This is a genomic window from Scopulibacillus darangshiensis, assembly GCF_004341035.1.
GTDB classification, from domain to species: Bacteria; Bacillota; Bacilli; order Bacillales; family Sporolactobacillaceae; genus Scopulibacillus; species Scopulibacillus darangshiensis.
The window spans coordinates 55,194-68,318 of record NZ_SLXK01000024.1 but is presented as its reverse complement, the minus strand read 5'-3'; the positions used below and the strand labels follow the sequence as shown (position 1 = coordinate 68,318).

Annotated in this window: 14 protein-coding genes and 1 rRNA gene; 6 read left to right on the top strand and 9 right to left on the bottom strand. The window is 41.3% G+C overall.

What is annotated here, in order from left to right; all coding sequences use genetic code 11:
* Together EV207_RS15135 and EV207_RS15130 are read right to left on the bottom strand one after the other, a co-directional pair.
* Positions 1–97, bottom strand: a 16S ribosomal RNA gene (locus EV207_RS15135); the annotation flags it as partial.
* A 681-nt stretch (positions 98–778) separates the two neighbouring features.
* Positions 779–1,012, bottom strand: a complete 234-nt coding sequence (locus tag EV207_RS15130; RefSeq protein ID WP_243647102.1) for a hypothetical protein — start codon at positions 1,010–1,012, stop codon at positions 779–781.
* A gap of 327 nt (positions 1,013–1,339) precedes the next feature.
* On the opposite strand from EV207_RS15130, the gene EV207_RS15120 reads away from it, so the two are divergent.
* Positions 1,340–1,702, top strand: coding sequence for a YgzB family protein (locus EV207_RS15120; protein WP_132746989.1), 363 nt, complete (start codon positions 1,340–1,342; stop codon positions 1,700–1,702).
* Positions 1,703–1,754: 52 nt separating this feature from the next.
* On the opposite strand, the gene perR is transcribed toward EV207_RS15120, so the two are convergent.
* From perR to EV207_RS15100, 4 genes are all read right to left on the bottom strand, one after another.
* Positions 1,755–2,201: a peroxide-responsive transcriptional repressor PerR gene (gene perR, locus EV207_RS15115; RefSeq protein WP_279389197.1), complete on the bottom strand. Its 447-nt coding sequence runs from the start codon at positions 2,199–2,201 to the stop codon at positions 1,755–1,757.
* Between the two features lie 177 nt (positions 2,202–2,378).
* Complete coding sequence (locus EV207_RS15110) at positions 2,379–3,329, bottom strand: D-2-hydroxyacid dehydrogenase (protein ID WP_132746987.1); 951 nt, start codon at positions 3,327–3,329, stop codon at positions 2,379–2,381.
* A 99-nt stretch (positions 3,330–3,428) separates the two neighbouring features.
* The gene (gene bcp, locus EV207_RS15105) at positions 3,429–3,896 is read right to left on the bottom strand and encodes a thioredoxin-dependent thiol peroxidase (protein ID WP_132746986.1); all 468 of its coding nucleotides are present in this window, start codon (positions 3,894–3,896) and stop codon (positions 3,429–3,431) included.
* A gap of 23 nt (positions 3,897–3,919) precedes the next feature.
* Positions 3,920–4,915, bottom strand: coding sequence for a zinc-binding dehydrogenase (locus EV207_RS15100; protein WP_132746985.1), 996 nt, complete (start codon positions 4,913–4,915; stop codon positions 3,920–3,922).
* A gap of 102 nt (positions 4,916–5,017) precedes the next feature.
* Here EV207_RS15100 and EV207_RS15095 point away from each other — a divergent pair, with 102 nt between their 5' ends.
* From EV207_RS15095 to EV207_RS15080, 5 genes are all read left to right on the top strand, one after another.
* Entirely contained in the window at positions 5,018–5,629 is a 612-nt protein-coding gene (locus tag EV207_RS15095; protein ID WP_132746984.1) for an NUDIX hydrolase, read from the top strand.
* 243 nt (positions 5,630–5,872) lie between these two features.
* Positions 5,873–5,962 carry a putative holin-like toxin gene (locus EV207_RS23935; RefSeq protein ID WP_424511375.1) on the top strand — a complete coding sequence of 30 codons (90 nt, stop codon included), beginning with the start codon at positions 5,873–5,875 and terminating at the stop codon, positions 5,960–5,962.
* Between the two features lie 201 nt (positions 5,963–6,163).
* Positions 6,164–6,451 (top strand): PqqD family protein, encoded by a 288-nt coding sequence (locus EV207_RS23930; protein ID WP_132747000.1) that lies wholly within the window; start codon positions 6,164–6,166, stop codon positions 6,449–6,451.
* Between the two features lie 36 nt (positions 6,452–6,487).
* The gene (locus tag EV207_RS15085) at positions 6,488–7,780 is read left to right on the top strand and encodes a glutamate-1-semialdehyde 2,1-aminomutase (RefSeq protein WP_132746983.1); all 1,293 of its coding nucleotides are present in this window, start codon (positions 6,488–6,490) and stop codon (positions 7,778–7,780) included.
* 136 nt (positions 7,781–7,916) lie between these two features.
* Positions 7,917–9,005 carry an FUSC family protein gene (locus EV207_RS15080; RefSeq protein WP_132746982.1) on the top strand — a complete coding sequence of 363 codons (1,089 nt, stop codon included), beginning with the start codon at positions 7,917–7,919 and terminating at the stop codon, positions 9,003–9,005.
* Positions 9,006–9,499: 494 nt separating this feature from the next.
* Here EV207_RS15080 and nikC read toward each other — a convergent pair whose 3' ends face one another.
* The 3 genes from nikC to EV207_RS15065 all read right to left on the bottom strand — a co-directional run bounded on the left by nikC (position 9,500) and on the right by EV207_RS15065 (position 13,089).
* Entirely contained in the window at positions 9,500–10,399 is a 900-nt protein-coding gene (gene nikC, locus EV207_RS15075; protein ID WP_132746981.1) for a nickel transporter permease, read from the bottom strand.
* 15 nt (positions 10,400–10,414) lie between these two features.
* A complete protein-coding gene (locus EV207_RS15070; protein WP_132746980.1) occupies positions 10,415–11,419 on the bottom strand; it encodes an ABC transporter permease in 1,005 nt (334 codons plus the stop codon).
* A gap of 86 nt (positions 11,420–11,505) precedes the next feature.
* A complete protein-coding gene (locus EV207_RS15065; protein ID WP_132746999.1) occupies positions 11,506–13,089 on the bottom strand; it encodes an ABC transporter substrate-binding protein in 1,584 nt (527 codons plus the stop codon).
* Positions 13,090–13,125: the final 36 nt, after the last annotated feature.

Genomic DNA, 13,125 nt, shown 5'->3' with positions numbered 1-13,125 from the left:
TCACCCCGAAGGGATCAGCTTGCTTCCCGCGCTCGACTTGCATGTATTAGGCACGCCGCCAGCGTTCGTCCTGAGCCAGGATCAAACTCTCAAAAAGTTGTGATGCGCGATGCATCATTATAATTAAGTTGCTTAGCAACTTGTCATTCAATCGTTGTGATCCTTAGCTGTTTAATTCAAAAGGTTGCCCTTTTCAATCACGCTTGGCTTTTGTTTAGTTTTCAAGGAGCATTCTCTTCTCGATTCACTTCGACTTGCGTGACAACACCAACAAAATCAAAGTGTTGTTGCGCAAAGAAACTGAATTTCTCAAGTTAACATCGATTTGCAAAAACACGTTTTGTTCGATGTTGATGTTTTTGAGTGTTAACTCTTCTCGAATTTGCTTCAAACTTGCTGTTGAAGCGTTTTTTGATGTTGTCGTTTTTAACAGCGACTCGATAATCATATCATGCCGTGTTGTTCGTGTCAACAATTTTTTTCGGAAGTTTTTGTCGTTTTTGTTGAAGCGACCCTATTTATTATACAGACCCAAATTTGCTTTGTCAACAACTTTTTAGTTTGTATTTTTAAAGGCGCTCCTAACAGCGACGCTATTTATAATATCAGCTATCGTTTGCTTCGTCAACAACTTTTTCTAAAGTTATTCGGAAAATATCTATCATATAATTTGTCCAAGGTTTGGCACACAAGCTTGGTCTTTTCTGTCAGTATTGTTTTCGCAATTGCCGCTTCACACCCCGCGTTCATAAAGAAAATCATTTCTATTAGCTTACAACTATAAATGTTCCGGCAGATAATACTTATACATCTCCAATACATCTGTATGATCTTTTAAAGCAGACATCGTTTTAGGATGTGGCTTGACATAAATAATTGGATAATCTTTCTCCCCTAGTTCCTCTTGGATAATAAAGGCCACCTTTTCTTCATCAATTGAAAATTGAGCATCAATTCCTTTTTTTTGTTGCCACGGGCATCTAAAGGTTAGAGTGGTTGGAGCGTATGGCACGAGACTCCTGCGGGAAAAGCGCGTCCAAGTGAGACCCCGCAGGAGCGATAGCGACGAGGAGGCTCACGGACCGCCCGCGGAAAGCGAGTGCCAGGAGCGGAAATCACCTGCCAATGTCATACCTAACCGCGGAAAGCAAATAGACAACAATCTTTTAGGAAAGAGCTTTTAAATTTATTTGGGTTTAAGCATTTTGCTATAAAAAAAGACACGGCCATTTGTGGTCTGTGTCTTTTTTTAACAAATAATTAAATAATAGATTTAATTTCGAATTGAAATATAGTTCCAATCCTTAATGTGCTATACTTAAGGAAGGAGGTTGTCCATATGCTTTTCAAAAAATCGAGTAAGATAAATAGAATTAGATCGTTTGCACTGCTCCTTGTTTTTTTTGGATTCGCTATTATGTATGCTGCTCTCCTTTTTAAAACCCATTTCCTCATCATGAGCATTTTCATGATGATCGGGTTTATTTCTGTTTTGCTTAGCTCAGGAGTCTATTTATGGGTGGGTATGCTGTCGACCAAAACAGTGAAGGTCATTTGCCCTAATTGCGGCAAACCGACAAAAATATTGGGACGAGTAGATATTTGCATGAGCTGCAACGAACCTTTGACCCTTGATCCTAATCTGGAAGGTAAACCCTTTGACAAGAAATATAATCGGAAGAGCAGTTATAAAGAAGGTTAATTTCAATACACTGCTACATAATTCATATTAAAAAAAGCTGAGATCCTAGGTCTCAGCTTTTGAGTATTTTACCGTGTTCCCTGCAGTCAGGGCAGACGCCGTAAACTTCCATTCGATGATTCTGAGCGGAAAATCCTGTGACATGTTCTGCAAGAGCCTCGACCTCATCTAAACCAGGGTAATGAAAGTCAACGATCTTTCCACAAGAACTGCAAATGACATGGTAATGATCAGACGAGGCAAAATCAAAACGGCTTGATGAATCGCCATATGTCAATTCTTTAACAAGTCCTGCCTTCTTGAAAACCCTTAAGTTATTGTACACTGTTGCGACACTCATATTAGGGAACTTCCCCTCGAGAGCCTTATAAATATCATCTGCAGTTGGGTGAGCCATGGATACAATGAGAAATTCTAAAATGGCATGACGTTGGGGTGTGATGCGGACGCCTGATTCCTTAAGCGTATTAATCGCTTCTTTAATGCGCTCTTCAGTCATCGCCATGCACCTCGCTTTCAAAACATTTATTCTTAAATTAAAATAGTTATAATTTATAACTTAAGTTTACATGTCTATATAAACTATGTCAATTATTGTTTCCTGAGGCCACATTTATTTTTCATAAAAACTGACTCAATCCACATTTAATTTCGGATGATGCACCAAGCCCGCTCGTTAATAGCCCTTTTCTAAATCAATTTTGTTTATATAATCATTTTCACCGGCCAAATATTTGGATAAGTTCTCTTTAAAAATGTCAATTGACCTTGGTTGATACTCAGACGAAATCGAAGAAATATGAGGTGTTAATGTTACTTGATCCATTTTCCAAAAAGGATGTTCTTCATTTAACGGCTCCTTTTCAAAGACATCCAAAATGGCATGCGAAATCATCCCCTCCTTTAATGCCTCCAAGAGATCTCTTTGATCAACCGTTTTTCCCCTGCCTATATTAATGAAGACAGCATCCTGCTTCATTGCTTGGAAATGCGTTTTATTTATTAAATGGTATGTCTCTTTTGTGCTCGGTAAAACCGAAACAACAAAATCTGCATCCTTCAATGCATCTAACAGGTTACTGTTAAGGTAAATTTGATCAATGTTTTCAATTGGGTGCCCCGAACGGTTCACCCCTGCCGTTGTCATTCGAAAAGCTTTAGCAAGCCTGGCAATTTCGCCTCCAATGGCGCCGGGGCCGATAATTGTTATCCGTTTACCAGCCAATTCACTCGTTTTAACAGCTTTATCCCACTTGTGTTCCCTTTGATTAAGGTCAAACGTCCGCAATCTTTTTACATATTGTAGCATCATGCCAAGTGTATACTCGGCCATAGGGATTTTATGTATGCCTTTGGCGTTTGTGACAAGTATCCCTTTCTTATTAATGGCATCAAATGGCATCAGGTCAAGCCCAGCGGAAATTACCATGATCCATTTCAAATTTTCGGCAGCATTGATGATGCTATCCGTTAAATCTTCACCATAGGTTATGAGAATATCGGCATCCTTTAATCTGGTTGCTGCATCCCTTATATTTGAATGAAATGAAAATACGGCATTTGGAAATTCATTTATTAGGGCTTCCCTTAAATCCCTTCGAATTTTTGCAGAGGTTACGACATTCACGAGCTAGCAATCCCTTCCACAGTCATAATTTTTCAATGATTTTTATAAACAATGGAAAAGCGCGGATTGCTCCGCACCTTTTCCCTTTATTGATAACTCTTATGCCAAATTATCTTTAACATACTGGAGCACATCATCAACATGTCCGGCGACTTTCACCTTTGGCCATACTTTGGCAATTTCCCCGTTTTTATCAATGACAAAGGTCGCGCGTTGGATCCCCATGTATTCCTTGCCAAAATTTTTCTTAAGCTGCCAGGCGCCGTATTTTTCCGCAACCTCATGGTCCATATCCGCTAACAATGGGAAAGGCAGCCCATGTTTTTCAGTGAATTTTTGGTGCTTGTCAACCGGATCCGGGCTGATACCGAGTACAACAGTATTCAACCCCTCAAATTTTTCATTTTGATCTCTAAAATCGCATGCCTCCGTTGTACAGCCCGGCGTCATATCCTTAGGATAAAAATACAAAACAACATTCTTTCCTTTATAATCAGATAGTGTGATGTCTTCACCGCTCGTTGATTTCAGCGTAAAATCGGGTGCAGTTTGTTTATTTTCCAGCATTAGTCATCTCTCCTTACTATTTTTTAATCTGTCACTTTCAAAGCAATTTTGCCGAATTGCTCGCCATCCTCTAGCCTTTTCATTGCTGCTAACGCTTCTTCCAGTGGATAGACACTGTCCACAACTGGCTTTATCTGATGTTTCTCAATCAGGGAAATCATTTCATGAAATTCTTGAATGCTTCCCATTGTTGAACCTAGAAAACTGTACTGGCCATAGAAAAAATCACGCAAATTCATTGTGACCTCATCGCCTGCCGATGCCCCAAAGAGAACCAAAGTTCCGCCCTGTTTTAAGACGTGGAATGATTTCCTTAATGTAGCTGCCCCGACACTTTCGATGACAAGGTCAACCATCTCGCCCTTTAATTCCGATGCCCAATCCTCATTTGAATCGATTGCCAAGTCAGCACCTACTTCTAGGGCCTTCTGTCGCTTTTCTTCACTGCGGGAAGAAACAATGACTTTTGCATCGGAGGCTTTTGCCATTTGTATCAGATAAGTCGCGACGCCGCTGCCGGCACCGGGTATAAATACAGTTTGTCCCACTTTTAATTGGCCCCTTGTAAAAAGAGCACGGTATGCGGTTAAGGCTCCAAGGGGCAGAACACCTGCTTCCTCCCATGTTAAATAGCCGGGTTTCCTGGCAATTTGCCCGGCATCGATCACGATCTCTTCAGCGAATGTGCCGTGATCGGGTAATCCAAGAATTTCAAAGTGTTCAGGCGGTGCAGGAGTCTTGTCCTTCCAGCCAAGACTTGGGATAATCACCACTTCATCCCCTACAGTTAACCCCTCTACATCTTGACCGATTTCCGTTATGACACCGGCACCGTCAGAACCTATAATCAGGCCGGGTTCGTCTTCCTTATGACGTGTCAAAACGAATAAATCACGGTGATTTAATCCTGCTGACTTAAGACTGACTTTAACCTTGCCGTCACTGACACTGCTGGCTTCTATATCAGTGTAAGACACTCCCTGAAACCCGGCTGTCCCTTTATGTACGATTGCTTTCATTATAATCACCTCTAGTAGCTATTTTCTCAAAAGTAAGTCAGTTTCTCAAACATAACACTTCAGGCAGTATGGCTATGTTATAGTTTTATATGGGTGATACTAATGGATCTGCAAAAAATTCAAAAGAAAATCGCAATGGATAAAGGGATCATCGGCGAAGACACAGCCCTAAAAGCTTCGGTAATGATACCACTTGTAAAAGCGGACAAGACATGGCATATCCTCTTTGAAGTCCGTTCAAAAAAAATGAACCACCAACCCGGGGATATTTGCTTTCCTGGAGGCAGAATTGATGACACTGATCCCACTCCAAGGCATGCCGCACTCAGGGAAACAGAGGAAGAACTCGGCATTCGCGGCGAAGACATTGATATACTCGGGGAACTTGCTACTTATGTTCCATCCTCACAAATGCTGGTCTTTCCTTTTGTCGCTGCTTTAAGTCAAAATCATCAGCTGAACTTAAATCAAAGTGAAGTGGACTCAGTTTTTACCGTTCCGCTTAATTGGCTAATGAATCAAGAACCTGAAAGGCATATCGTTGATTATGACGTGAGGCCGCGTCCCGATTTTCCTTATGATCGGATTTATGGCGGAAAAAAATACCCTTTTCGGAACCGGCAAATGGCCGAAATGTTTTATAATTACGGTGACAAAACAATTTGGGGCTTAACAGCCAGAATTTTGCAGCATTTTTTATCAGTCATTAGCTGACTTTAAGCAGCTTTCCACCTTATGTCATTTGATTCATGACTTTAGTCTGCCCGCAAATTTCGAATAGGTGGAATTTTCCCGCAATTTATAGATTATTAGCGAATCGGCAATTTTTATGCATCTATTTAGCTAGAAAAAAAACAAATCTAATGGCGGATTAAGCTTGACAATATTCGTGTTACAATAAAAGGAATACAATGGGTATCTTATAGGGGGAGGGCTCACTCAAGCGTTGGAAAAGGGGTGGTGCTCGTGACAGTATTTGAGGCGTTATCACTTATGGTAGCCTTTGGCACACTTGTTGTCATACTGTCAGAATCAAAACATAAATAGACCTCCCTTAATTTATAATTCGGGAGGTCTATGCTGCAGAGCTCACCTCTAAAAGAGGTTTTGCCATTGTATCTTGCCGCGGGGGTGCCTCCCTGCGGTCCCTTTTTTGTTTCAATCCGATTTTTCTATGATTATCATACCATATTATTCGCTTCTGTAAATGCTTTTGTGTCGCTTCACAGATTATGACGTCATTCCTTCATTTATGAACTATTTTCTTCACTGATATCAAAACTTAAAATAACGCTCTTCAATTTCCAATTCCACATCATAGTCTTTAAACAGCCAAAGGAAAATCGATTTAAGCTTGATGATTTGGGGTTGTTTGTTTTAGACCATTGCAATGGCCAATATACTGTGGAAGAAATGGCTGAGCTTATGGAAAATGAATTTGGTGAAAAAGCCGAGCCCACTCTTCCACGCCTTGTGAAATTCCTTCAAATATTAGATACTAATAGTATTATTACTTTTAAAAGTGCCGGCATATAGCCGGCACTTTAATACTTTGTGAAAGGGCGATATCCAATGAAACAATTTACAGTATCAGAAAAACTATATAAAGAAGCCGAACAACATATTGTCGGCGGCGTTAACAGCCCGTCCAGATCATTTAAGGCGGTTGGCGGCGGGGCACCTGTATTTATGAAAAAGGCTAAAGGCCCCTACTTTTGGGATGAGGATGGCAACAAGTACATAGATTATCTCGCGGCATACGGACCAATCATCACAGGACATGCCCACCCTCATATCACGAAAGCGATTCAGGACGCTGCAGAAAAAGGCGTCTTATATGGGACACCGACATCACTTGAAATCACATTTGCGGAAATGCTTAAAGATGCCATGCCATCCCTTGAAAAAGTCCGATTTGTTAATTCAGGCACCGAAGCCGTGATGACAACTATCAGGGTTGCACGCGCCTTTACCGGACGAAGTAAAATAATAAAGTTTGCCGGCTGCTACCACGGACACTTTGACCTTGTTCTTGTCGCTGCGGGTTCGGGGCCGTCAACACTTGGTTCGCCTGACTCGGCTGGTGTAACACAAAACACAGCGGACGAAGTGATTACGATTCCTTTTAATGATGTCACAGCCTTCAGGGAAGCAATGACTATGTGGGGTGATGACATTGCTTGTGTACTAGTCGAGCCAATTGTTGGGAACTTCGGGATTGTTATGCCTGAAGATGGCTTTTTGGAAGCAGTCAACGAGACTGCCCATGATGCCGGGTCATTAGTCATTTATGATGAAGTCATTACAGCCTTCCGCTTCATGTATGGCGGTGCCCAAAATCTGCTTGGTGTGGAGCCGGATATGACCGCAATGGGCAAGATCATTGGCGGAGGTTTGCCTATCGGTGCATATGGCGGGAAAAAGGCCATTATGGAACAAGTAGCTCCTCTGGGACCTGCATATCAGGCAGGTACAATGGCAGGTAACCCCCTATCTATGGTAAGCGGCATCGCCTGCCTTGAGGTTCTTAAGCAGCCAGGTGTCTACGATAAGCTCGATGGGCTTGGAAAACAATTAGAAAATGGCATCCTTAAAATTAATGAAAAATATAAGCTGCCGATCACCATCAATAGGTTAAAAGGTGCTATGACACTCTATTTCTCAGATCATGCAGTAAAAGACTATGATGGTGCAAAAGGAACAGATGGCGACCTGTTTGGAAGGTTCTTCAAGCTAATGCTTAATCAAGGAATTAATTTAGCACCATCGAAATATGAAGCCTGGTTTATAACAACGGAGCATGGGGAATCTGATATTGAGGAAACGTTGAAAGCCGTTGATGTTGCCTTTTCACAACTTACTTGAAGATAAAGGGTTTTGAAAGAGTCAGTATATGCAGACTTTAATAAATGGGGTTCTAACTATTGCTTTTCTAGACTAAGCATTGTATAGTCAGTGGCGAACTAAAGATTTACATCATAAAAAGGGGATAATTATACAAATGAGACTCGGTGCCCGAAGTCTAAAAACGGGATTAGCAGTAACACTCGCACTATTTGTTTCAATGTTTTTTCATTTAACGCCTTTAACGATGAGCGGCATCGCTGCGGCGGTTGCTACTCAGCCATCTGTTCACCGTTCGATTCGAACGATGATTGATAATGTGCAAGGCAACATTATCGGTGCAATAATAGCCATGCTTTTTGTATCATTCATTGGTTCCAATCCATTTATTATCGGGCTTGCGGTTATTATCGTTATTGTGATCCAAATTCGATTAGGTCTGCATTCTACCCTTACGCTGACAATGGTCACCGTGATAGTCATTATGGCAGGAACCCCGCCTCACGGCGATTTTACGATGTTTGCCATCGAACGTGTCCTCCTTGTTCTCATTGGTGTGTTATCAGCAACATTTGTGAACCTTGTCCTGCTGCCGCCAAAATATGAGAATAAACTCTATTATACAATTTTAGATCAATCGACTGAGCTTTTTAAATGGATTCGACTTCTCAGTCATCATGCTTCTGAACACACGAAGATCAAAGATGAATTGACAATCTTTGATAAAAATAGATTGAAAATCGATAATTATTATCATTGGTATAAGGAAGAACGCAATTATTTAAAAAAACACAGGTTTGCCAAGTACCGCAAAGCGGTTATTTTTCGGCAAATGATTACAGCAACGAAAAAGCTACATGATATTCTAAGAGCACTCGATCGTAATGAAAATGCCTTCCATCAGCTTCCAGATAGCTTTAAAAAAACGCTTCAAGATCGTTTGGAAGGCTTGATGACTTACCATGAGCGCGTTCTCTTAAAATTTAACGGAAAAATCCGCAGTGAGCACCATGAGGAGCATACCAAAGGGTATTGTGAATATAAGGGGAAAATTACGGATTCCTTTATTGAAAATTACCGTAAATATAACTCAGAGGAATCCAACTGGTTGACCTTTTTCCCATTAATTGGTTCGATTATATCCTATAGTCAAAATATTGAACATCTTGACCAACTTGTTGAAGGCTTCCAAACCTTTCATAAAAAGGAGAATAAAGTTAATTTTGTCGAGGAAAAACCAGAGTAACAAAAAAGGCGCTTGTGCAAACTTATGTCCAAATCCACCTGCTTTAGCAGGTGGTCGTTTAAGTTCATCATAGACAAAAGAAAAATCAACGATTTCGTTTATTTTTCGCAAAAAGTTATCCTTTGGAACGGCTAAATCATAAATACCCATATAAGCACTTAATGGAAGTTATTGTTGTTGCCGAATCATGTTACCCACCCACTTGAATTTGATTATTCAAGAAATAAGGCATAATTCCCTCAAAAAAGTGAGGAATTATGCCTTTTATACACTAAGGATGTTATATGATTTTACCACTCGGTTGATTGGAGTGGAAGGCACGAGACTCCTGCGGGAAAAGCAACAGCTGAAGACCCCGCAGGAAGTGTTTTTCTTCCGAGGAGGCTGAAGCGTTGCCCGCGGAAAGCGAGTGCCTGCAACGGAAATCAACAACCAAGTTTACAGCGCCTACTTTAGAAAGGACTTATTCAGTGGCCTCGTGCAATATGATCTCTTTAATGCTTCATTCGCGGGTCTAAAGCGTCGCGCAGACCATCGCCTAGCAGGTTAAATCCAAGCACTGTCAGCATAATCGCTACACCCGGAAAGATAACTGTCCACGGGGCATCTTGAATATATTCCCGTGAATCAGACAGCATTCTCCCCCATTCCGGTTCGGGAGCCTGTGCGCCCATTCCTAGGAAACCTAATGCCGCAGCTTCAAGTATCGCTGTCGCAATACTTAGGGTGCCTTGAACAATAATAGGCGCTAGGCTGTTAGGCAAAATATGGTGAAAAAGGATTCTTGAGTCCTTCATGCCAATTGATTTAGCAGCCACCACGTATTCCTCTTCCTTAAGACTCAACACTTTGGATCGGATCAGCCGGCCAAAGTTTGGCACGTTAACTATGGCAATCGCAATGAGCGCATTTCTTAAAGACGGACCAAGAATAGCAACGATGGCAATGGCTAGTAAAATACTTGGAAACGCTAAAAGAATATCAAAGATACGAGATATAATCATATCCACAACTTTTCCATAATAGCCGGCTAAAATCCCGAGCAGCGTCCCAATGATAATAGATCCCATAACCGCGATAAAGCCAACCCGCAATGAAATTCTGGCACCGTACATGACCCTGCTTAAGATATCCCTGCCAAAATCATCGGTCCCAAACCAATGATCCGCAGAGGGCGGCTGAAGGCGCATGCTCAGCTTTTGTTCATTAATACCTTCGGGTGCAAAAAAACTTGCAGTAAAAGCTAAGAGGATAAGAAAAATGACAATTAAGGCACCAATCAATGCCAGCTTGTTCTTTCTAAAGCTTTTCCAGACTTCGGAAAACAAAGGAGTTGATTTTTCCTCTTCTATTTGTGGATCAACTGGTGGTTTATTTGTTGCTGTTTCAAGCATTTGCTAACCTCCTCCTTAACGGTATTTAATACGGGGATCAAAAACGGCATATAGAATATCGACAATTAAATTGATCATGACAAAGAAAAAGGCGATAACAAGAATACCAGATTGGATGACTGGATAATCGCGATATTGGATCGCATTATAGACGTAGCGTCCGATCCCTGGCCAGCCAAAGATCGTTTCAGTTAGGATCGCCCCTCCGAGAAGAAGACCAGTCTGCAAACCAATAACCGTTAAAATCGGAATAAAAGCGTTTTTTAATGAATGCTTGTAGACGATCCAAAACATTCTTTGCCCTTTAGCTCTAGCTGTTCTAATATAGTCGGATCTCATCACTTCAAGCATGCTTGAACGGGTCATTCTCGCAATGATGGCCATTGGAATTGTTGCTAGAGCTACGCTTGGCAGGATTAGGTGCTTGATAACCACCCAAAACTGATCAAACCTTCCTTGCAACAAAGTATCTATAAGAAAAAAGTGTGTAATGGGATTGACGGCATTACGAATATTATCGCGGCCGATAGATGGCAGCCAGTGCAGTTCTAGAGAAAACCCCCATTGCTCCAATAAGCCAAGCCAAAAGACAGGCATTGACACACCTATTAATGCAATAACCATCGCTGTAAAATCAAAGATGGAATTTTGCTTCCATGCGCTGATGATACCAGCATTAATACCGAAAAAGATAGCAATGATCATTGCAACAAAAGACAATTCCATCGTTGCTGCAAGATGCGGCCATATTTCTTGACTTATCGGGGCATTTGTTCTTATCGATGTTCCGAAATCCCCTGTCAAAAGATCTTTAAGGTAACTCACATATTGTACGAACCATGGTTTGTCCAAACCTAGAGCATGATGGAGGCTTTGAATCGCTTCCTGTGTTGCTTTGGTCCCTAAGATGGTCTGTGCCGGGTCTCCGGGTATTAATCTAATAATAGAGAACACGATAAGAGACATACCGAATAGAACAGGTATAAGCATAAGTACACGGCGTGTTGCGTAAGAAAGCATGATGACTCACCTCGATTTATGTAGAAACTTGTTTAGCGAAAATGGAAAGGGTATAAGGATATACCCTTTCCTTCATTTAGCTTTTCTTATTTGAAATAGACAGTGTTAAGTTTATCTGATCCTGTTGGGTGAGGCTTAAAGCCTTCAATCGACTTTTTGCCGACTAATGCTGGCTTTGAGTGAACCAGTGGAACCCATGGCGCATCCTCATGAATAATGACTTGCGCTTTCTTATAGAGCTCGTTCCGTTTATTTTCATCCGTTTCAGATTGGGCTTTAATAAGCAGTTCATGGACTTTGTCATTAGCATATCGTGAATAGTTATTGCTTCCGATAGCATCTTTGTCAAGCAGTGTGTACAAGAAGTTATCGGCATCACCATTATCTCCAGTCCAGCCTAACAAGAACATTGGCGATTCACCTTTTGACACTTTTTCGAGATAGGTTGACCATTCCATGGTAACGATCTTGGCGTCAACACCGATTTTCTTAAAGTTAGCCTGGATAGCCTCGGCTATTTTTTGCGGTGCAGGCATATAAGGTCTAGGGTTCGGCATCGTCCAAAGTTCAGTTTTAAAACCGTTTGGGTAACCTGCTTCGGCAAGTAATTTTTTCGCCTTTTTCAGGTCGAAGTCGTAAGGCTTAATATCATCATTGTAACCGGCTATGTTAGACGGCATCGGGTTCTTTGCCGGTTCACCCGCCCCCGCAAAGAATGAGTCAATCAGTGCTTTTTTATTTATCGCATGATTAAGCGCTTGACGAACCTTCTTTTTATTAAATGGTTCTTTTTCTACATTAAAGCCGAGATATCCGACGTTCATTGGCGGACGGTAGAAGAGTTCTAGATCTTTATTGTTTTTAAGGCTTTCAATATCACTTGGGTTTACGCCATCCATTAAATCGATCTCACCATTTTTAAGAGCATTTAAACGTGCGGTGTTATCAGGAATAACCTTAAAAATAACCTTATTAAGCTTTGGCTGTCCTTTTCTCCAGTAATCATCATTTTTTACTAGCGTAATGGTGTCTTTTGATTTCCAATCTTTAAATTTAAATGGACCAGTTCCGACCGCAGCCTTCCGGCCATAATCCTTTCCGTATTTTTTGACAGCTGTAGGGCTGGCAATGGCAAAAGGTGACATCGCAAGGTCTTTCAAAAAAGGTGCTGACGGTCTTTTCAGTTTAAACACGACCGTGCTGTCATCCTTTGCCGTAACGCTTTCAATAATGTGGCCTTTATCACCTTTAAAGCCGCCGAACATTGAAGGATAATAAGCAAATTTCCCTGATTTCTTTCCGGTCATCCAGCGGTCAAAGTTAAATACAACAGCTTTTGCATTAAAATCTGTACCGTCATGGAATTTTACCCCGTCGCGGAGATGGAAGGTATAGGTTAAGCCATCATCTGAAATATCCCAGCTTTCCGCTAAACCCGGACCGACATCAGTTGTTTGCCCTTTGTATTCCACAAGGGTGTCGTAAATGTTTTTTGTAACTTTAAAAGATTCGCCATCGGTGACAACGGCGGGATCCAATGATGTCGAATCAGCCCCGCGGCCAAATACTAGAGTCGTTTGTTTTTTGCTGCCGCCAGATCCGGAACTGCTTTCATTCGAAGAGCATCCCGTCAAGGCAATTGATAATATAAATACAATAGATAAAGCCATTAATAGGATCTTTTTCACATAAATCCCCCTCTTTTC